Annotated in this window: 16 protein-coding genes; 13 read left to right on the top strand and 3 right to left on the bottom strand. The window is 25.9% G+C overall.

What is annotated here, in order from left to right; genetic code table 11:
• The first annotated feature begins 174 nt into the window (after positions 1 to 174).
• The 3 genes from HH195_RS08450 (at position 175) to HH195_RS08440 (ending at position 3,780) form a co-directional block, all read left to right on the top strand.
• Positions 175 to 1,425: a YceG family protein gene (locus HH195_RS08450; RefSeq protein WP_196370824.1), complete on the top strand. Its 1,251-nt coding sequence runs from the start codon at positions 175 to 177 to the stop codon at positions 1,423 to 1,425.
• A 117-nt stretch (positions 1,426 to 1,542) separates the two neighbouring features.
• A complete protein-coding gene (locus tag HH195_RS08445; protein ID WP_196370821.1) occupies positions 1,543 to 2,004 on the top strand; it encodes a PIN domain-containing protein in 462 nt (153 codons plus the stop codon).
• 216 nt (positions 2,005 to 2,220) lie between these two features.
• Complete coding sequence (locus HH195_RS08440) at positions 2,221 to 3,780, top strand: MutS-related protein (RefSeq protein WP_055259414.1); 1,560 nt, start codon at positions 2,221 to 2,223, stop codon at positions 3,778 to 3,780.
• Between the two features lie 96 nt (positions 3,781 to 3,876).
• Here the strand turns inward: HH195_RS08440 and HH195_RS08435 are convergent, their stop codons facing one another.
• Complete coding sequence (locus tag HH195_RS08435; RefSeq protein ID WP_196370818.1) at positions 3,877 to 5,214, bottom strand: lipid II:glycine glycyltransferase FemX; 1,338 nt, start codon at positions 5,212 to 5,214, stop codon at positions 3,877 to 3,879.
• Positions 5,215 to 5,428: 214 nt separating this feature from the next.
• Here HH195_RS08435 and HH195_RS08430 point away from each other — a divergent pair, with 214 nt between their 5' ends.
• Together HH195_RS08430 and HH195_RS08425 are read left to right on the top strand one after the other, a co-directional pair.
• Positions 5,429 to 6,304, top strand: coding sequence for a hypothetical protein (locus HH195_RS08430; RefSeq protein WP_196370810.1), 876 nt, complete (start codon positions 5,429 to 5,431; stop codon positions 6,302 to 6,304).
• Positions 6,301 to 7,071, top strand: a complete 771-nt coding sequence (locus tag HH195_RS08425) for a protein-glutamine gamma-glutamyltransferase (RefSeq protein ID WP_196370808.1) — start codon at positions 6,301 to 6,303, stop codon at positions 7,069 to 7,071. Before HH195_RS08430 ends, HH195_RS08425 begins: the two co-directional genes overlap by 4 nt.
• Before the next feature lie 135 nt (positions 7,072 to 7,206).
• Here HH195_RS08425 and HH195_RS08420 read toward each other — a convergent pair whose 3' ends face one another.
• Together HH195_RS08420 and ytaF are read right to left on the bottom strand one after the other, a co-directional pair.
• Positions 7,207 to 7,965 (bottom strand): exodeoxyribonuclease III, encoded by a 759-nt coding sequence (locus HH195_RS08420; protein ID WP_196370806.1) that lies wholly within the window; start codon positions 7,963 to 7,965, stop codon positions 7,207 to 7,209.
• Positions 7,966 to 8,191: 226 nt separating this feature from the next.
• A complete protein-coding gene (gene ytaF, locus HH195_RS08415) occupies positions 8,192 to 8,809 on the bottom strand; it encodes a sporulation membrane protein YtaF (protein ID WP_196370804.1) in 618 nt (205 codons plus the stop codon).
• Positions 8,810 to 9,288: 479 nt separating this feature from the next.
• On the opposite strand from ytaF, the gene HH195_RS08410 reads away from it, so the two are divergent.
• The 8 genes from HH195_RS08410 (at position 9,289) to HH195_RS08375 (ending at position 21,192) form a co-directional block, all read left to right on the top strand.
• Positions 9,289 to 10,689, top strand: coding sequence for a glycosyltransferase family 2 protein (locus HH195_RS08410; protein ID WP_196370802.1), 1,401 nt, complete (start codon positions 9,289 to 9,291; stop codon positions 10,687 to 10,689).
• A 210-nt stretch (positions 10,690 to 10,899) separates the two neighbouring features.
• Positions 10,900 to 12,849, top strand: coding sequence for a DNA gyrase/topoisomerase IV subunit B (locus HH195_RS08405; RefSeq protein ID WP_196370800.1), 1,950 nt, complete (start codon positions 10,900 to 10,902; stop codon positions 12,847 to 12,849).
• A gap of 18 nt (positions 12,850 to 12,867) precedes the next feature.
• A complete protein-coding gene (locus tag HH195_RS08400) occupies positions 12,868 to 15,804 on the top strand; it encodes a DNA topoisomerase IV subunit A (RefSeq protein ID WP_196370798.1) in 2,937 nt (978 codons plus the stop codon).
• An 11-nt stretch (positions 15,805 to 15,815) separates the two neighbouring features.
• Positions 15,816 to 16,376, top strand: a complete 561-nt coding sequence (locus HH195_RS08395) for a DJ-1 family glyoxalase III (protein ID WP_196370795.1) — start codon at positions 15,816 to 15,818, stop codon at positions 16,374 to 16,376.
• 112 nt (positions 16,377 to 16,488) lie between these two features.
• Positions 16,489 to 17,715, top strand: coding sequence for a M16 family metallopeptidase (locus HH195_RS08390; RefSeq protein ID WP_196370793.1), 1,227 nt, complete (start codon positions 16,489 to 16,491; stop codon positions 17,713 to 17,715).
• 13 nt (positions 17,716 to 17,728) lie between these two features.
• Positions 17,729 to 19,498, top strand: a complete 1,770-nt coding sequence (gene recJ, locus HH195_RS08385; protein ID WP_196370791.1) for a single-stranded-DNA-specific exonuclease RecJ — start codon at positions 17,729 to 17,731, stop codon at positions 19,496 to 19,498.
• Positions 19,499 to 19,522: 24 nt separating this feature from the next.
• Positions 19,523 to 20,596, top strand: a complete 1,074-nt coding sequence (locus HH195_RS08380; RefSeq protein WP_055259390.1) for an undecaprenyldiphospho-muramoylpentapeptide beta-N-acetylglucosaminyltransferase — start codon at positions 19,523 to 19,525, stop codon at positions 20,594 to 20,596.
• 167 nt (positions 20,597 to 20,763) lie between these two features.
• Positions 20,764 to 21,192, top strand: coding sequence for a flavodoxin (locus HH195_RS08375; protein ID WP_196370789.1), 429 nt, complete (start codon positions 20,764 to 20,766; stop codon positions 21,190 to 21,192).
• Positions 21,193 to 21,311 lie beyond the last annotated feature (119 nt).

Raw genomic sequence — 21,311 nt, 5'->3', positions numbered from 1 at the left:
AATGCATAGTTGACTATATATATAAATATTGAGTTATAATATATGGATAGATAGCTTTTTAAATAAAATTTTTAGAGGGGAGCTATACAAAAAAGGATTTAAGATAGCCAAACTACACTTAAAGAATCTTTGTGGCTTTGTGCTCAGGATAGTTCAAAGGAGGAATAATAATTAATGGATAAAAAGAAGACTAAAACAAAAATATTAAAAGAAGAAGTACAAAATATTATTTTTCCTGTAGAAGATGGTTACATTAAAGGAGATATTAAAAATTTTAATTATGAAATAATAACTTTAGATTGTACTGAAGAAGATATAAGCACTTCTTTAGATGAGAGTATTGTTGTTAGACCTTATTTTGAATATAAAAATGAAAAGGTCAAAATTCCTGTATTTTTTACTTGTATTAGAGGCGTTTATAAAGATATAGGAGAATATTTAAAACTTATAAATATATGCAAAAATGCTAGAAATAATATTTTTATAAGAAATGTTAGTGAACTTTTAAATCAAAAATCTATGACAAGTGGATTGTTTAAAAATACTAAAATAGAAGAAATTCTTAATGAAAAAATAAATGTTAATATAAATAAAATTAAGGAAACAGTAAGTTCTGTTTTTAATATAAATGAATATAAATATTCTAAGTATTTTGATAAAGTTTTAAATAAATTTGATGTTGAAAGTATTATAGAATCTAGGGATAAAGGATTATCAAAATATTCTTTAGATATGCAAAGATACTTGTTAAATAAGTTAAATAAATATTTAAATGGATATTATTTTGTAACTCAAATAGATGATACGGAAAAGTTAAAGCTTTTAGAATATATAACAAGCTTAAATGATGAAATAGTATTTAAAATAAATAATTTTGAAATCTCTAATGTTTCACCTAAAATAACATTATTCTTAGAAAATTCTAATTCAACTAATAATTTGGATATACTAATGCTTGGATATCTACACACATTAGGAATAGATATTTTAATTTTTACTCCAGCTGGTGCGGCTAATTTAGAATATATTTTAAGTAAAAATATGTTTTGTGCTTTAAATTTAGAAAATATCAATACTAATGTTAATTTAAGAGTGATAAATGAAATAAATAAACTTTTAAAAAAATTTAAAGTTGATGTAATGGAGCTTGATAATAGCTTGGAAAACTTAGGATATAATGCTCCGATTAAAAAATATCAAATAAGAATCAATTTATTTAAAACACCTATTTTAAAGAAAATAGGAAAGATAATTAAGGGATGGCAATTAACCCTTATAGGAACTTTAGGACTTATAATAAGCATAAGTTTAGTATTGTTTAATACAATAACTTTTGTACCTTTTTTAATAGTTTTAAAGATTATTGTAGTAATCTTTTGTGCAATTCTTATTTTAGGTGTAAAACTTTTATCGTTAGATATGTAACATAATATAAATATTTTTATATAAAATATATTGAATTTTGTCATAAATAGTCTGTGTCTAGATTATAATATAGAAAGATAAAGATTTTATTCTTATTTTAATCAGATGGTGATAGGTATGAAGGATGTTATTTATATCTTAGATTCAAATATAATAATAAATATATGGAATAGCAAAATTAATATTTTAGATGAATTAATAAAAAATAATAATATTAATTTTTTAATACCAAAAGAAGTAGCTAAAGAAATATCAGAAAAAGAATTTATAGTTTATCAAGGGACATCTGTTTTATCAGATAGATTTTTAAAACTCTTACCATATATTGAAGAGGAATTAAATAAAGAAAAAATTAATGATTTTTGTTACAAAATAAAAGCTAAAAAATTATTAAGTGGTATTTATTATGTAAATGGAAATAAATTATCTAAAACAGATTTTATGCTTTTATATCTTTGTAGTATTAATGAGAATTCAGTTATTGTAACTGAAGATAAAAAATTACTAAAAGCCAGCAAGGATATATTAGGAAATAATAAAAGCATTAATTTAAAAGAATTTCTAATAAGGTTAAACTAATATAGAATAATAATTAGTCATATTTAGAGTTTTCTAAATATGACTTTTTAACGTCAAATATTTTTTATATGGTGAATAAAAATATTAAAAAAAAGTTATATTAATTTAATTAAATATATTTTTCTTTTGTAAATTTGTATTTTAGAGTCTAGTTTAATATGATATGATAAAAGATAGGGCAGTAAAAATAAACTATAATGAAAGTGAGGCTAAAACATGGAGTTTGCCGGTGCAGCTGTAAAGGCTGATTATGGAAAAGATTCTACTAAGAAAAGTAACATTAAAAATGTTAGAAAATATTTTGATATGGTAGAAAAACAAGAAGAGACTTTAGATGAACAAACTTGGAATGACTTAGATATGGATAATGTCTATAAAAAAGTTGACAGAACTTATAGTAGTGTAGGGGAAGCAGTTTTATATAAGATGCTTAGAAATCCTACTAAGGATGAAAAAGTTCTTAAGGAAAGAGATAGGGTTATAAGTTACTTTGACGAAAATGCAAGACTTAGAAACAAATTAAGTATTATGTTTTATAAATTAGGTAGAGATAGAAAAAATACTTTTTTAGACATGATACAAGATGAGCTTGTGGTTAATAAGGCTAAATATTTTGTATATAGTTTTTTAGGTAAAATTATGCCAATTATATTAATACTTATGGCTATATTTTTAGGACCACAGTACATAATGGGGCTTTTAGTTTTAGCTTGTATAAATATGCTTATAAACAATAAGGAGAAAGATATAGTTAAATCTCATGGACTTTTGTATTTAAGAGATATAATAAATGCAGCTAATGATGTGTCTAGTGTAAGAGATGAAAAAATAGATTTTTATTTAGAAAAAGTTAGGAAATCTCGTAAAGAAATTAAATCAATAGATTTAGCGACTAAATCTATTCAACTTGCTAATATGTGGGGTGGGCTTTTAGAGTTCATATCAGTATTGTTCTTATTAGAAGAAAGTGCATATTATAAAATATCAGACCTTCTTAAAAATAGAAAAGAAACTTTTTTAAATTTATATGAAGATTTAGGAGAAATAGAGGCTTTGATATCTATAGCAAGTTATAAAAAGAGTATAGAAAATAGATATACAAAACCAACATTTAAGAAAGATTCTAAATTATACATAGTAGATGGAAGACATCCACTTTTAATAGATGGTGTTCCAAATAGCGTAAAAATGAAGAAAAAGGGTATTGTATTAACAGGTACAAATATGTCAGGTAAGTCTACATTTTTAAGGATGATAGGAATAAATATGATTTTTGCCCAAACATTTTATTTTGCAGTAGCGAAAAAATATGAAGCCCCATTCTTTAGAATAGTAACCTCAATAAATCCTAATGATAATTTATCAGAAGGAAAGAGTTACTATATGGCAGAAGCAGAAGCACTTTTAAGAATTATAAATGCTTTAAATGATGAAATACCAGTATTTTGTGCAATAGATGAGATATTTAGAGGAACTAATCCTGTTGAAAGAATAGCAGCATCAGCTGAAATACTTACATATATTAATGAAAGAAATGCAATATCAATTGTAACAACACATGATAGGGAACTTGTTGATATATTAAAGGATAATTATGAATTCCACTACTTTAGTGAGAGCGTTAGTAAGAAAAATGGATTAAATTTTGATTACAAACTTAAAGATGGTGTATCAAAAACTAAAAATGCTATTAAACTTTTAGATTTTATAGGATATCCTAAAGAGATAATTAAGAAGTCTTTTGAGAGAGCTGAAAAAGTAGACGGATTTATTTAATATGGATTTTTACTACTTATAATATCTTAGAATTATAAGTACAAGAGAGAATCTAAATAAAAAACATAGGGATTAATAAATCCCTATGTTTTTTATTTATTGTCTTTTATTCATAAGTGCATTTCTAATTTGTTTGAATTTTGGGAAAGCTTTTTTATATAAATTGAATACAAGTGGATCTGTAACTAAGTTAAATTCACCAAGGAATTCAACAAAATTTCCATTAAATCCTTTTTTGAATTTATAAAGACCGTAAAGTGGGTTATCAGGATTTAAATCTCCAGAAACTCCTCTAAAGTCATAGACATTACAACCAAGATCAATACTATCTTTTATCATAGCCCATTGCATAGCAAAGTTTGGCATTGTATCTCTTAAGATATTTTCTGATGCTCCATAAAGGTACCATGCAATGTTACCATAGTACATATAAATTGAGCCAGATAAATAGATTTCTTGTCCTTTATAAGGTGCTATATCTTTAATTTTTTTATTAAAGCTCTCTATTTGTCTATCAGCTTCTTTTAATCTATTTTTTTGATCATTAAGTTTTTTTTCTACTCTAGATTTTTTATCAGCATCTTCTTCAGATTCAAATTTTTTCTCAAGTTCAGGAATTTTAGCTAGTATTCTTTCCTTATCTTTTTCTTGTTTCTTTAACTTATCAGATAATCTTTTAAAATCCTTCTCATAACTATATTTAACCATATATAATCTACAATAAGGGGCTAAGTCTTCAAGCATGTCTTTAAAGTAACCTCTATGTCTAACTATAAAATTATCTCTTTTACCTGTAGTGACCATTATTTCATGGAATCTAGTTAACACATCTTCATCTAGATTAGACTTATCATATGTTTCCACAGTAAGACCAATTTCTTCTGCAAGTTTTATGTTACGTCTTGTTGGATTAGAGAAAATTTTAAATACTTCGTCTTTTATAGCTTGTTTATCTTCTCCAGTTGGTAGAGGTAATCTAAATACAAAGTTTGGTTGAATAGCTTCAAAGTTTTTTGAATCAGAGTTTCTAAAGCCTAAACTTTTTAAGAAAGTTTTTATAGATTCACCATCTTCAGTTGGTTTTTCATTTTCTTTAAGATGAATATCTGGATCAACAGTTACAAAACTAATATTATTCTTTTTTGCAAATTGTTTTAGATATTCGGTAAATTCTATTAATAATTCTTTGTTTTTATAATCACATGCAAATCCTCTTGGTATGTATCCCATATATTTATTTAAATATGGTGCTTTTCTAATAAGAATTAAAGCAGATAAAACCATATTCTCATTTTGGTCATAGCCACCAATAAATTTAGATTTCCAATCTTTTTTTAGTTTACCCCAGTAAGATGTTTGTAATATATGACCTTTATCAGAAGTAAGGTTAAATTTATCAACTTCTGATGAATTAACTTCCATAAATTTATACAATGTAGGGTCCTCCTTATATTTTAACAATTCCTATTGAATTTTTTATTACTATTAAAAAGCATAAATATATTTTAATATGAAAGATATGTTTCTTCAAGAGAATATAGAATTAAAATTTGGTTTTATAGTATTAATTGGGCAATAAATATAAAAATATTAGTGAATATTAAATCATATAATTATTATAGTTATTATTAATTTAAAGGAAAATATTATGAAAAAAATAAATAAAAAATCAATGGGATTAGATTTTAATAAGATGTTTTCATTGAGAAATAATTTAGATGATAATAATATACAAAATAATTTAGACGATAAAAATAAAATAGCTATAGAGATAATGGACGATGTATTAAAACAAGATATGAGGGCAGGTGAAGATGAATTTTCTATTTTAAACTATATAGAGGAAACAAACAGTGTTATGAGATGGATGTTAAATAGTGCATTATATGCTAAGGATATGGGGAGTGAATATTGTGAGGTTATAGATATAGTAGCTATTTTTTTAATTAAGGTTTATAGAGATTATGAAATGCTTCCAGTAGTAGCAGAGTTAATTTTTCAAAGAAATAAAAATGATTTATATGCTCATGAACTCATTTGGGCATTTTTCCAAAGTTATGATGTGGATAGTTTAAAGTTTATATGTGATAGGTTATCATCAAATGATAAAAAATCTAAAGAATTAGCGTGTGCCTTATTAAGTTTTATTCCTAATATAAATGAGTATGCAAATAATAATAAATCATTTTATGCGAAAAAATGGATAGATAATAATAAAGACTATATATTTTTTACTGATGATAGCAAACATGCAAGAAGCAGACCAGTTTATTGTAAATTAAATTTAGATGGAAAGTACTTAGGAGAAATAGTTAATAAAAAAACTGGAAAAATAATTTCTGACTTAGGAAATGATGATAAAAAGAGATTGAAGGAATTTGAAAATTTAGATGAAGATGAAAAAATAATTCTTTCTAGTTATTCTTTTAAATTAAAAAAATTAAATTTAGACAAATGGTTAAAATGGATAAATTATTCTATAAATGACCAAATAGCAATAGCTAAAAGAGGTATACTTATATGATTATTGTAAATGGAAAACTTATAAATAATAATAAAAAATTCAATTATGAAACCATTAGTATTCAAAATAAAGTTTTAAATATTATGTTTAAAAGTAATATGGAATATGTATATTCATCTTTTGAAGAATTGAAATTTGATTTAGATTTAAAGAATGCTATAGTTGAAAGTTCAAGAGAACTATATGATAGTGATGTTGAATTTAAAACATTTTATAAATCTAAATGCAATAGTAAATATTGGATAAAAAATAGAGATGGGGGATTTTCTTTAAAAAAAAATGTAAGTTCTTATGATGCTATAACGGATATATTTAATAAAGGATCAAAATATGGTACAGAATGTGCAACAGCAATGATAATAGTGTATTATAGAGCATTGACTAAACTTATGAGTAGAGATGTTTTTAATTCAATATATACAGAAATTGAACTTATGAATTGGTCAAACATCGATGAGAAATTAGGTGTTGATTATTATGATAGTGTATCTGACTTTATGCCTGGAGATTGCATATATTTTAAAAATCCAGATGTAAATCCTAAAACTCCTGAATGGCAAGGAGAAAATACAATAGATTTAGGGGATGGAACATATTTTGGGCATGGACTTGGCATAATGTCAGGAGAAAAAATAATAGATAAGTTAAATAAATATAGAAAAAAACATTCAAAAGTATCAGCATATGTTCTTCAAAGCGTTACATGTCAAGGAGGAAAATATTTGTATAAATTAAACGAAAAAACTAAAAAATATCTGCAAATTTAGGTGTATATATTTTTTATTAATATATTATTAGGATTAGTAAATTTTTTTAATTTAAGTGTTGATTTTAAAAGGTTAAAAATTAACAAAAAATCAACACTATATTAAAAATATTCATAAACTAATTAAATTTTTGTTTTAGAAATTTTTTAATATTAATATAACAGGACAATGGTCAGAACCTAGAATTTCTGTGTCTATTAAAGCATCTTCTATTTTGTCTTGCAGTTTATCAGATGTTAAAAAATAATCGATTCTCCAACCAGCATTGTTTTTTCTAGCATTAAATCTATAAGACCACCAAGAATAAATAAATTCTTTATCTGGATAAAGATATCTAAATGAATCTATAAAACCTTCATCTAAAAGGTTGGTTAATTTTTCTCTTTCAAATATAGTAAATCCAGGGTTGTTAATATTATTTTTAGGGTTTTTAAGGTCTATTTCTTTATGAGCTACGTTTAAGTCACCGCATAAAATAACAGGTTTTTTAATGTCTAAATTTTTTAAATAAGTTTTAAAATCATCTTCCCATTTCATTCTATAATCTAGTCTTGCAAGTCCTGTTTGAGAGTTTGGAGTGTATACAGTTATCATAAAAAAGTTTTCAAATTCTAAAGTTATAATTCTACCTTCTTGATCATGCTCTTCTATATTAAGTCCATAAGAAACTGAAAGTGGCTTTTTTTTTGAAAATATAGCAGTTCCAGAATAACCTTTCTTTTTAGCATAGTTCCAATATTGATAATATCCTTTTAAATTTAAATCTATTTGCCCTTCTTGTAATTTAGTTTCTTGTATACAAAATATATCTGCATCCTGCTCATTAAAATAATCTAAGAATCCTTTTTTTACACAGGCTCTTATTCCATTAACATTCCAAGAGATTAATTTCATAAAATAATTCCTCCTAAGTATGTATTTTAGAATTATTATAAATTAATAATTAGATATAATCTAGATTATAAAATAGTATTTTTATTAAAATAATAAATAGTGTTAATATATATTATAGGTCATATTTTAGTAAAGTATTAACTTTAAGTAAAACTAGAAATATTATTTATGTTCAAAGTTGTAGTTGCTAAAAATATAACCTATATTAAAAAATCATAATTAAGTTTTAGAATAAGCAAGTTATAACAGCTAGAATGATTAGTAAAATACCTGATATTAAGCTTCCAGATTTACCAATCCATGTGTTTAGTAATTTTTTAGAACATAAAAATCCTAAAGGTATAAGGATAATTGTTATAATTAAAGTAACAATTGTTGTTAAAGTAACATGAAGCCCTGCAATACTAGCTCCTATACCAAGTCCAACATTATTAAGTGCTAATGCTATTGAAAGGAGTATGGATTCTTTAAATTCAATAGTACCAGATTTATTAGTATCTGCTATTTCAGGTTTTTCAAGTATTACTATTGGAGATGATATATTTAAGTTTCTATCTTTATGATTAGTAGATTTTTTTAAAACTTTTCTATAATCCAACAAGCAATACAATCCAAGTAATAACATTATTATAGAGCCTAAAATATTAACAATTGATAAAGGAATTATATTAGTTAAAGCTAAACCAATTTCCATAGAAATAAATGTTCCTAATGAAGATATAAAAGAAATTACAAAATTAATAGATGGTTTTATCTTTATGTTCTTAAATCCATATGACATAGCTACAACAAATACATCAAAACTTGCAGATAAAACAAATAATATAGTAGCTAATAGATTCATGATTTTTCTCCTTAAAGTATGGTTCATATTAATATATTAAACTTGGAGAAAGAATGTGATTTTTTAAAATTTTTATCTTAATATGATGAATAATATCAATGTATGATATATAATGTATTATAATTATTAAATGAATGAGAAAATTTGCAAGATGAATTCACAAAAAATTCAAAAATTTATAAAGCAAATTAATAAATTCGTAATAATTAATAATTTGTACTGTGGCAAAATTATATTAGCAAAAATATCGTATACACTAAGTTAATATAATTTAATTTTATATTTGTAACACAAATGACTTAATAATGACTCATAGTAATATCTATGGGTCATTATCATGAAAGCAGTAAAAGTTTTAATAAAAAAGAAATTAAATTAAAAAATGACATAAAAAGTGCGAATTTAAAAAATAATGTTTGGCAAAGCCTTAAACACTTGTTATAATTTCAGTTGGTAATTTAGAATAGGAGTGAAATTTTATGAAGGATTTTATATTTTGGATAACCGCCATTTTTCAAATACTAGTTTTTATTGGGGCGTTGTATTATCTAGCAATTGCATTCTTTGGATTTTATAAGAAAAAAGAAGAAAAACAATTTGCACCTCAAAAAAAATTTGCTATGTTGGTTGCAGCTCATGATGAAGAAGTTGTAATTGCCAATATGGTTGAGAGTTTAAAAAATTTAGATTATCCAAAAGAACTATACGATATATTTGTAATTGCTGATAATTGTACAGATAGTACAGCAGCAGTAGCTAGAAAAGCTGGAGCAAATGTATTTGAAAGGTTTGATAAAGATAAACGTGGAAAAGGTTATGCACTTGAATGGATGTTTGGAAAAATTTTTAAGATGAAAACATATTATGATGGAATTTGCATATTTGATGCGGACAACTTAGTCGATAAAAATTTTTTAAATGCTATGAATAATAAAATGTGTGAAGGATATAAGGTTATACAAGGATATTTAGATTCAAAAAATCCTCATGATTCATGGATAACAGAAAGTTATGCCATAGCATTTACAAGTTCTAATAGAATGATTCAATTAGCAAGAAATAATATAGGATTATCAAATCAACTTGGAGGAACTGGTTTTGCAATAAGTACAGAAACTTTAAAAGAATTAGGTTGGGGTGCTACATGTTTAACCGAAGACTTAGAATTTAGTGTAAAGTTAGTTTTAAGTGGTGAAAAAGTTGGTTGGGCTCATGATGCCATAATATATGATGAAAAGCCATTGACTTTAAAAGCTTCATGGAAGCAAAGAAAGAGATGGATGCAAGGTTTTGCTGATGTATCTACAAGATATGGTATGAGGCTTCTTAAAAAAGCATGGCAAGATAAAAGTTTATTATGTTTAGATTGTGCTATATATATGATGCAACCATTTTTAACATTAGGACTTGGTATTGCTGCTATATTAACTCTTATAGCAGGAATGATTCCAAATGAAACAGGTATATTTGTTATGACACATTTATTAGATAGTAACATATGGGAAATATATGCTGTATTCCAATTTTTATTGGTACCATTAGTTTTAATGATAGATAATAAGTTTAGTAGAAAATTATTTGTAGTTTTAGCTATATATTCAACAACTTATTTTATACAACCATATTTAATAGATAATTATTCTATTTTTTCTAATATATTTGTTATAGGTGCATTTAATGTAGCATTTATTGGTGGATTCTTATTATTAACATTTTTAGTTGGTGGAAAATCAAGCTTTAAATTGTTTTATAGATATCTTCTTTATCCAATATTTATATTAACTTGGGTTCCAATTACAATCCAAGGAATTATAGATAAGGATAAAAAAGAATGGTCACATACTAAACATGTTAGACAAATAGGAATATATGAAGTATAAAAAGTGGACACTCAAGAGATTGAGTGTCTTTTTATATATAAAAAATTATCTAATATATGTTGTTTGACAAGGAAAGTTAAAGGAATTATACTATTTTAGTAATTTGGAAAAGACATTATAATGTGATATTATAGTTTTTCTTAGGTATACAATATTGTTTAATTGATAAAATAGAGTATAAATAATTATGTAACTTTTGGGAGGAGTTCTATGAAAGAAGAAAAAAAATTTACTTATGATGTTACGGATTTGACATCTCTAGAAAAATTAGAACCTGTTAGAGTTAGACCTGGTATGTACATAGGTTCAACAGGTATAAAGGGTCTGCATCATTGTATATGGGAAATATTAGATAATGCGATAGATGAAATATCTAATGGATATGGAGATAAAGCTATAGTAATTTTAAATAACGATAAAAGTGTAACTGTTATTGACAATGGACGGGGTATTCCAACTGGTATACATCCTACAAAGAAAAAATCAGGCGTTGAAATGGTGTTTACAGAACTTCATACAGGTGGAAAGTTTGACAATAAGAATTATAAAACATCAGGAGGACTCCATGGAGTAGGTGCGGCTGTTGTTAATGCACTTTCAAAATGGTTGGAAGTTTGTGTAAATCAAAATCAAAAAGTATATAGACAAAGATTTGAGTATGCACTAGATAAAGAATTAAATAAAGTTATGCCAGGGACTCCTGTAACTTCTCTTGAGATTATAGGAACTTCAAAGGAAACTGGAACCAAAGTAACATTTCTACCAGATAAAGATGTTTTTTCATCTACGGATTTTAAATTTGAAGTTATTGATGAAAGATTACAAGAATTAGCGTTTCAAAATAAAGGAATACATTTAGAACTTATAGATAAAAGAAAAAATGAAGAGGTGAAAAAAGAATACTTCTCTGAAAGAGGATTATTAGATTTTATAGATTATTTAAATGAAAGTAAAACTCCTATACATGAAACACCGATATCTTTTGAAGGGGAAAGAACTTTAGGGGATGTAAATATGTATGGAGAAGTATGTATACAGTTTACAGATTCAACGACAGAAAATATAGCAAGTTATGTAAACAACATACCAACAACAGAAGCAGGGACTCATGAAGCAGGATTTAAAACAGGAATGACAAGAGCTTTTAAGGAGTGGGGAAAAAAGCTTAACATAATTAAAGAAAAAGACAAAGAATTTGAAGGTGATGACCTTAGAGAAGGTATGACTGCGATAGTTAGAATAAAACTTACAAATCCAGTATTTGAAGGTCAAACAAAAACAAAACTTGGAAATAATGAAGCATACACTATGATGAATGATTTATCTTATAGTAAGTTTTGTGAATGGATAGAGGATAATAAACAAGTTGCTACTATGATAATAAATAATGCATTAGATGCAGCTTCAAGAAGAGAAAAAATTAAAAAAATAAATGAAGCAGAAAAAAAGAAGATAGGTAAGGGAACAGCACCTCTTGCAGGAAAAGTAGCTGTTTGTACGCTTAAAAATAAGGATTTTATGGAATTTATAGTAGTTGAAGGAGATAGTGCAGGGGGGTCTGCAAAGCAAGCTAGAGATAGAAGGTTCCAAACTATAATGCCGTCAAAGGGAAAAATTATGAATACAGAAAAGCAAAAGATAGAAAATGTACTTGCTTCAGAAGAACTTAGGATATTTAATACTGCTATAGGAACAGGAACTTTAGATAACTATAAAGAAGAGGATTTAAAATATAATAAAATAATAATTATGAGTGATGCAGATGTTGATGGATTCCATATAAGAACTCTATGGATGACATATATATATAGATATATGAGACCATTAATAGCAAATGGACATTTGTATTTAGCACAACCTCCTTTATATAAGGTGTATAAATCATCTAAGGGTATGGATAAAGTGGTTTATGCTTATTCAGATGAGGAATTAGAGAGTGCTAAAAAAGAACTTGGAAAAGGAGCGTTAATTCAAAGGTTTAAAGGACTTGGAGAAATGAATCCAGATCAATTATGGGAAACAACTTTAAATCCTGAAACTAGAACATTAATTCAAGTAACTATAGATGATGCAGCGAAGGCTGAAAAAATGGTTTCACTTCTTATGGGAGATATAGTTGAGCCTAGAAAAAATTATATGTATAAGTATGCTGAATTTTAGATAGGAGATGAGATAAACATGGCTAAAAAACAAATTATAATTCCTAAAGATAATAATATAATAAGATTGCCTTTAGAAGAGGTAATGCCCGATAATTATCTTCCTTATGCTGTTGAAGTTGCAAAAGATAGAGCATTGCCAGATGTTAGAGATGGACTAAAGCCAGTTCATAGAAGAATTCTTTATGGGGCGTATATGTTAAAAGCATTTCCAGATAAACCATATTATAAATCAGCTAGGATAGTTGGGGATATTTTAGGTAAATATCATCCGCATGGCGATACATCAGTTTATGATGCAATGGTAATTTTAGCACAAAATTTTTCAACAAGACAGCCATTAATTGATGGACACGGAAACTGGGGCTCAATTGATGGAGATGGTGCAGCTGCAATGCGTTATACAGAAGCTAGATTGTCTCAAATCTCTATGGAAATGCTTAGAGATATAGAAAAAGGAGTAGTTGAAATGGTTCCAAATTACTCTGATTCAGATATAGAACCAAAAGTTTTACCAGCTAGATATCCAAATCTTTTGGTAAATGGAACTTTTGGTATAGCAGTTGGACTTGCAACTAATATACCACCTCATAATTTAAATGAAGTAATTTCAGGAACGTTAGCATATATAGAAAATAATGATATAAAAACAGAAGAACTCATGGAATTTATAAAGGGGCCAGATCTTCCAACTGGTGGAATTTTAATGGGTAAGAACTCTTTAAGGACTGCCTATGAAACTGGAGAAGGAAAAGTTGCTTTAAGAGCTAAAACTTCTATTGATAAATTAGAAAATGGAAGGCTTGCGATAATTATAACTGAATTTCCTTTTAGGAGAAATAAGGCGAAAATACTTCAAACGATATCAGAGATGACAGCTGATAAAAAACATAGTAAGGCATTAGAATCTATTACAGATATTAGAGATGAATCAGATAGAGAGGGAGTACGGGCTGTTATAGAGTTTAAAAAGGCAGCAGATGAAGTTACTGTTAATAAGGTACTTAAATATTTATTTAAAAAGACAGACCTTCAATGTAATTTAAGTTTTAACATGGTTGCATTGGCTAATGGAAAGCCAGAAACTATGGGACTTAAAACAATAATAACTCATTATGTAAATCATCAAAAAGATGTTGTAACTAAAAGAACTCAAATAGAACTTGAATCTTGTAAAAAAAGATTTCATATAGTTGAAGGTTTTATAAAGGCTATAGGTATTTTAGATGATATTATAGAAACTATAAGAGGTGCAAAATCTAAAAAAGACGCTAATGCAAAACTAGTCGATATATATGATTTTACTACTATTCAAGCAGAAGCTATATTAGAGCTTATGTTGTACAGACTTACAGGTCTTGAAATTAAAGTGTTTGAAAAGGAATATAAAGAACTTTTAAAGAAAATTAGAGCTTTAGAGAAAATATTAGGAAGTGAAAAAGAACTTTTAAAAGTTATAACAAAAGAACTTAAGGAAATTCAAGATAAATATGGAGAAAATAGAAGAACAACAATAGTTGAAGATGAGAAAGAAGCTAAAATCGATTTAAATGAATTGATAGTAGTTGAAGATGTCGTTATAACTTTATCTAATGATGGATTTATAAAGAGGTTACCTTTAAAAAATTATAATCGTTTAAATTCTGATGAAAATGATATAGAGTATAGAGATGGAGATTATTTAAAAACCTTAATAAGGTCTAATACAAGAGATAATTTAATTCTATTTACAGACAAAGGAAATATGTATCAGATAAAGGTTAATAATATTTTTGAAGCTAAATGGAAAGAAAAAGGTGAAAAGTTAGATACTTTAATTAAAAATTTAAATTTAGAAAATGAAAATATAATTTCAGCTATATCAATTTCAGAATTTATGCCAAACAAAGTAATAAAATTTATAACTTCAAATGGATTAATTAAAAAAACAAGTTTAGATAAATTTATTACAGCATATTCTAAGCTTATGGCATTAAAATTGAAGGACAAAGAAAAATTGATAAGTGCTGTTATTATGGATTCGAAAGAAGAGGAAAAATTTATCAAAGTAAAAACTTTAATGGGACTTGAGTTTATAGTAGAAGAGCCTAAATTAGAGTTTGTAGATAGAATTATTTTAGGTGAAAATTTATGTCCTTTAAATTCTAAAGATGAGATAATTTTAGTTGAATATGTAGATAGCATGGAATATAAAGAATTTGTTTGTGGAATAAATAAAAAAGGAAATATAAAAATTTATAAGAATTATTCAAAATCTACGGAAAAATACGAAAAAGTTAAAACAAATTCATTAAGCTATATCGTAGCTTTTTCTGATAAAGGTAAGGTATTTAAATTTCCAAGTTATTTCTTAGATAATTTAACTGAAAATCATTTAGATAATCTTGTAGATAATTTTGATGATGATGAAAATATAATAAAGGTTATATCATTGCCGAAGGAAGAAGAAAGAATAGAAGGAAAATTTTATATATATTTTTCAACTAAACAAGGCTTTGTAAAGAAGATGGATATGAAAGAACTTTATGGTTCGTTTAATAATCAAATTGTTTATAAATTTAAAAATCAATCTGATAAATTATTAAATATAAATATAAATATAGGAACATGTAATATTTTATTTATAACTAAAAAAGGATTTTATATATTATTTTCAGCACAATCTGTTAGTCAAATGGGAAAAAATGCATCAGGAGTTACAGCGATAAGCTTACGAGAAGAAGATGAGGCTATGTTTAGTACATGCTTAGTTGATTTTGTTGATAATAGTATTTTAAAGGAATATAATGAAGTTGCTATAACTTCTGAAATTTCTAAGATAATATTAATATCTAAAGAAAATGTAGAAAAAGAAATATCAATAAGTGATATAAAGCTTCAAAACAGAGCGAGAAGAGGAAATAGTATAATGGTTATTAATATGGATGACTATATAAAAGAAGTGCTTATACAATAGGGAGTGATTTTATGAAAAAAGTATTAGTTCTTTTAGCTGAAGGCTTTGAAATGATAGAAGGCTTGGCTGTAATTGATGTGTGTGTTAGAGCAAAATTAAAATGCGATACAGCATCTATAAGCAATTCAAGAGAAGTTAAAAGTTCTCATGGAGTTATAATAAAGGCTGATAAACTTTTAAAAGATATAGTAGAAAATCAAGAGTATGATGCAATTGTTATACCAGGTGGAATTCCAGGGACATATAATCTAAGGGATAATGAAGATGTTATAAATATTATAAAGGATTATAATAATAAAGGGAAAATAGTAGCTGCAATATGTGCAGGACCTATAGTTTTAAGTAAAGCAGAAATTTTAAATGGAAAAGATGTTACAAGTCACCCAAGTGTTAAAGATGAATTTAAAGATTCAAATTATATAGAAAATAAAAAAGTTGTAGTATCTGAAAATATAATAACAAGTAGAGGGGCAGGGACAGCTTTTGACTTTGGACTTAAAATAATAACACAATTAGGTTATAAAGAAGAAGCTACAAATATTAAAAAAGCGATAATGCTTGACTTTATATAAAAAATAAATTAAAAGTTAATATATAATAAAAAATAATCATAAAGATGTTTATACATTTTTATGATTATTTTTATTTTAAGTAAAATATTTTAACAAAATAAAGGCGGATGTTATGAAAAAAGAAACATTAGAAAATAAAATAAGATTTTTATATAAATATAGAGAAGGAAGTCATACATCTTTTTCTATAGCATTGGAAGCTGGGGCAAATAATGAAAATGAAGAAGAGATAGGTTATGCTCATGCTTTAGAGCATATGATTTTTAAAGGAACATCTACATTAAATGAAGATGAGATAAATAGAAAGTTAGATGAACTTTTTGGTATGAATAATGCTATGACTAATTTTCCGTATGTAATATATTATGGTACTTTGTATAATGATGATTTTAATGAAGGTTTTTCTTTATATAGTCAAATGTTAACTAATGAAAAAATTTCACACTATGGATTTTGTGAAGAGTTAAATGTTATAAAACAAGAAAGTGTGGAATGGAAAGAGGATTTAGAGCAACTTTCAGAAGATTTAATGCTTTATAATGGATTTAGAGACGAAAGAATAAGCAAAATAATAATAGGAAATAGAGAGGATATAGAAAAAATAACAGTAGATAATTTAAAAAAGTTTTACGATAAATTCTATAAAGGAGAAAATATAGTTGTTTCTGTTGTAACTTCTTTAGAATATGACTATGTAAAAAATATAATAGAAAAGAATTTATTATCAATAAATCCATCTTTAGATATAAATATTAAAAATGATAGATTCAATGGAGAAAGAACAATAAATTCTGGTATATTTAAAGATGTTGCGAAAGGTAATAATGGGTGTAAAATATCATATGGGTTTGATATATCTGCTTTAAATTTAAGAGAAGTCACAGCTTTGAAGCTTTTTAATCTTTGGTTTGGTGAAGGTGTAAGTTCAATTTTATATGATAATATAAGAACAAAAATGGGACTTGCATATGAAGTTTATAGTAGTGTAAAGTGGGAAAAAGGAATAGAAATTTTTAAAATAGCTTTAAGCACTGATAAAGCTTCATATAAAAAAGCTTTAAATATAGTTGATAACTGTATAGAAAAGGGTAAAAAATTAGATGAGATATTAAATGATTATGAGTTAAAAAAGCTAATAAAAAGATTTAAACTTAAAATGTCTTTAGAATTAGAAAAAAGTATAGTTTTAGCAAACAGGATGGCCATTTATGAAATTTTATATAATGATGGAAATATGGTTTTTAATGAATTGAATATGATATATAATTATACAGTTGAAGAAATAAAAGAAGTAGTTAATAAGGTATTAAAAAATCCTGTTGTTGAGGTATTATTATAAGGATGGTGATTAGATGGAAGAAAAGTGGGTTTTAATAAATAGAAACATAGATAAAACATTGCATGAAAAATTAAATGTAACACCACTGATCACAAGACTTTTAGCCAATAGAAATATAAAAGGTATTGAGGATTCTAAAAATTTTTTATATGGTGATTTAAACAATCTATTAGATGGCTTTCAAATGAAAGACATGAAAAAAGGTATAGAAAAAATAGTAGATGCTATAAAAAATCATAAGAAAATAGTTATATACGGAGATTATGACTGTGATGGTGTTGTAAGTACAGCTATATTATACAAAGCTTTAGAGGAATGTAATGCAAACTTTACTTATCATATACCCCATAGAGAGTATGAAGGATATGGTATGAATATAGATACTATAAAATCCTTAAAAGATGAAGGTTGTGATATAATTTTAACTTGTGATAATGGTATAGCAGCTCATAAAGAGATAAACTATGCTAATAGTATAGGAATTGATGTTATTTTAACTGACCATCATGATGTACCCATAAAAATTTCAGAGGGAGATTCATATGGAGTGCCAAATGCTTATGCAGTAATAAATCCTAAACAAGATGAATGTCACTATAATTTTAAAGATTTATGTGGAGCAGGGGTAGCCTTTAAATTTGTGATGTGTTTATATGAAATTTTAGGAATAGATAAAAATAAAGCTTTAAAATTAGTAGAGCTTTGTGCTATTGCGACTGTTTGTGATGTTGTTGATATTTTAGGAGAGAATAGAATAATTGTAAAAGAAGGATTAAAACTTATAAACAATACAGATAATTTAGGAATTAAAGAATTGTTAAAGATTAATAATTTACAAGATAAGACTATTTCCTCCTATCATTTAGGTTTTGTAATAGGACCATGCATAAATGCTACGGGAAGATTGGAAACAGCAAAGCTTTCGGTAGAACTTCTAACAACTAAAGACATAGAAAGAGCTAAAATTTTAGCTAAAGAACTTTATGAACTTAATGCAAGAAGACAAGAGATGACAACAGATAGTGTAGAAAAAGTCTTAGAACAAATAGAAAAAGAACATATGAAAAATGATAAAATATTAGTTGTTTATAATCCAAACATTCATGAGAGTATTGCAGGAATAGTTGCAGGAAGAGTTAAAGAAATTTACAATGTTCCAACTATTATATTAACAAAGGGGCATGAAATACCAAAAGGTTCTGCACGTTCTATTGAAGAGTACAACATATTTGAAGAATTATCTAAATGTAAAAAACTTTTAAGTAAATTTGGCGGACATAAAATGGCAGCTGGTTTATCTATAGAGGAAAAAAATATAAGTATTTTAAGGGAAAAACTTATTGATAATTGCACTTTAGACTATGATGATTTTTTACTAAAGGTTAGAATAGATTGTAGAATACCTTTAGAATATTTAAATGAAAAAATTATAGAAGATATAAATATTTTAGAACCATTTGGAAAAGGAAATCCATCTCCAATATTTGCTGAAAAAAATATAAAGGTAAGCAGATTTTTTGTTATGGGAAAAAATAAAGATATGTTTAGATTAAGATGTGATATAGGTAATAGTTATAGAAAAATAGATGCTGTTTCCTTTAAAGGCTTAGATAGATTTAAAGATATGTTTATTGATAAATATGGTGAGGAGAGATATTTAAAGGTCTTAGATTGTGGGCAATTTGATTTTGATTTTAGAATTGATTTAGTATACGTTCCTAAAATAAATGAATATAATGACACAAAAAGTATACAGCTAATTATAAAAAATATAAGGATATAATTTATTTTTAAGGAGATGATTATTTTGAGTAAATATAAAATGATAATGACTGGTGGAGGATCAGCAGGACATGTAACTCCAAATTTAGCATTGGTTCCAAAGCTTAAAGAATTAGGGTTTGAAATTAAATATATAGGAAGCAGAGATGGTATAGAAAAAGGTATAATTAAAAAGGAAAATATACCTTACTATTCTATATCTTCAGGGAAATTGAGAAGATATTTTGATGTTAAAAATTTTAGTGACCCTTTAAAGGTTTTAAAAGGTGTAACTGATGCTTTGAAAATTCTATCAAAAGAAAAACCAGATATAATATTTTCAAAAGGAGGATTTGTAACTGTACCAGTAGTTATAGCAGCTTCAATAAAAAAAATACCAGTTGTGTCTCATGAATCAGATATGACTCCAGGACTTGCAAATAAAATAGCATCTCCGTTTTGTAATAAATTATGCGTAACATTTCCAGAGAGTTTAAAGCATGTTAAGGCTGATAAGGCGATACTTACGGGAACACCTATAAGAGAAAGTCTTTTAAATGGGGATAAAAAAAGAGGAAAAGACTTTTGTAAATTTGATGATGATAAAATGGTTCTTATGGTTATAGGGGGGAGCTTAGGAGCTAAGGTATTAAATGATAATGTTAGATTGGTTATAAATGAGCTTGTTAAAGATTTTAATATTGTTCATATTTGTGGTAAGGGAAATATTGATGAATCATTAAAGAATATAAGAGGATATAGACAATATGAGTATATATCAGATGAGCTTCCAGATGTTATGGCACTAGCAGATATAGTTTTATCTAGAGCAGGTGCAAATACGATTTTTGAACTTTTAACATTGAAAAAACCACATATATTAGTTCCATTATCAGAACAAGCATCAAGAGGGGATCAGGTTTTAAATGCAAGGTCATTTGAAAAATCAGGTTACTCTAAAGTTGTAAAAGAAGAGGAATTTACAGGAAAAGTTTTACTTAAAGTTTTAAAAGAAGTAGTTGTAGAAAAAGATAGATATATAGAGAATATGAATAAAAGTTCTATGGGAAATGGTGTAGATAATATCATAAAAGTTATAATGGATAATATAAAAAAGTAATAATAACAAAATATATAATAAAAAACGATGCAATTTTACAATATTCCTTTATTTATAGATAATAAAGGAATATTATATTATTAGTTCTTGAAAATTTTTATATAAATGGTTTAAAATTATTTTAATGAAGTATTATAAAGTTAAAGGAATAATGAGGTGGCTTAAAGATGAAAAAAGTGGCAATTATTTATTGGAGCAAAGGTGGAAATGTAGAAACTTTAGCAAATATAATTTCAGATAAACTTGAGGAAAGTGGAGTAGAGGTTAATTTAAAACAAGTTTCTGATGCAGATATAAGTGATATAAGCGAAGCAGATGCTATAGCTTTAGGAAGCCCTGCTATGGATGAAAATAAGATAGAGCAAAATGAGATGGAACCATTTATAGATAAATTGCAGAATTTAAACATGAATAAGAAAGTTGTTCTTTTTGGAAGTTATGGATGGGGGCAAGCGGGATTTATTAATGAATGGGAAAAGAGAATGAATTCATATGGATTTAATGTAATTGGAAAATTGGCTATAGGGGAAGCACCTGACGATGAACAGATAGAAGCGTTAAAAGATTTATCTAAAAATTTAATAAATTTAGAATAATTTTAAGATTTAATTAATTATATTAAAAGAAAGATAAAAAAATTTAAAAAAGTATAATATGTAATTAAAAAGTAATAATAATTATATAAAATATGTATTATCATAAATGAGTAAGCGCA

Source organism: Candidatus Sarcina troglodytae (assembly GCF_015708635.1).
GTDB lineage: Bacteria > Bacillota > Clostridia > Clostridiales > Clostridiaceae > Sarcina > Sarcina ventriculi.
This window is presented reverse-complemented; position numbering and strand designations above follow the sequence as displayed.

What these genes read in the sequence shown, in the direction of transcription:
- HH195_RS08450 (WP_196370824.1), top strand. Translation starts at nt 175, where the DNA reads ATGGATAAAAAGAAGACTAAAACAAAAATATTAAAAGAAGAAGTACAA.
- HH195_RS08445 (WP_196370821.1), top strand. Translation starts at nt 1,543, where the DNA reads ATGAAGGATGTTATTTATATCTTAGATTCAAATATAATAATAAATATA.
- HH195_RS08440 (WP_055259414.1), top strand. Translation starts at nt 2,221, where the DNA reads ATGGAGTTTGCCGGTGCAGCTGTAAAGGCTGATTATGGAAAAGATTCT.
- HH195_RS08430 (WP_196370810.1), top strand. Translation starts at nt 5,429, where the DNA reads ATGAAAAAAATAAATAAAAAATCAATGGGATTAGATTTTAATAAGATG.
- HH195_RS08425 (WP_196370808.1), top strand. Translation starts at nt 6,301, where the DNA reads ATGATTATTGTAAATGGAAAACTTATAAATAATAATAAAAAATTCAAT.
- HH195_RS08420 (WP_196370806.1), bottom strand. Translation starts at nt 7,965, where the DNA reads ATGAAATTAATCTCTTGGAATGTTAATGGAATAAGAGCCTGTGTAAAA.
- ytaF (WP_196370804.1), bottom strand. Translation starts at nt 8,809, where the DNA reads ATGAATCTATTAGCTACTATATTATTTGTTTTATCTGCAAGTTTTGAT.
- HH195_RS08410 (WP_196370802.1), top strand. Translation starts at nt 9,289, where the DNA reads ATGAAGGATTTTATATTTTGGATAACCGCCATTTTTCAAATACTAGTT.
- HH195_RS08405 (WP_196370800.1), top strand. Translation starts at nt 10,900, where the DNA reads ATGAAAGAAGAAAAAAAATTTACTTATGATGTTACGGATTTGACATCT.
- HH195_RS08400 (WP_196370798.1), top strand. Translation starts at nt 12,868, where the DNA reads ATGGCTAAAAAACAAATTATAATTCCTAAAGATAATAATATAATAAGA.
- HH195_RS08395 (WP_196370795.1), top strand. Translation starts at nt 15,816, where the DNA reads ATGAAAAAAGTATTAGTTCTTTTAGCTGAAGGCTTTGAAATGATAGAA.
- HH195_RS08390 (WP_196370793.1), top strand. Translation starts at nt 16,489, where the DNA reads ATGAAAAAAGAAACATTAGAAAATAAAATAAGATTTTTATATAAATAT.
- recJ (WP_196370791.1), top strand. Translation starts at nt 17,729, where the DNA reads ATGGAAGAAAAGTGGGTTTTAATAAATAGAAACATAGATAAAACATTG.
- HH195_RS08375 (WP_196370789.1), top strand. Translation starts at nt 20,764, where the DNA reads ATGAAAAAAGTGGCAATTATTTATTGGAGCAAAGGTGGAAATGTAGAA.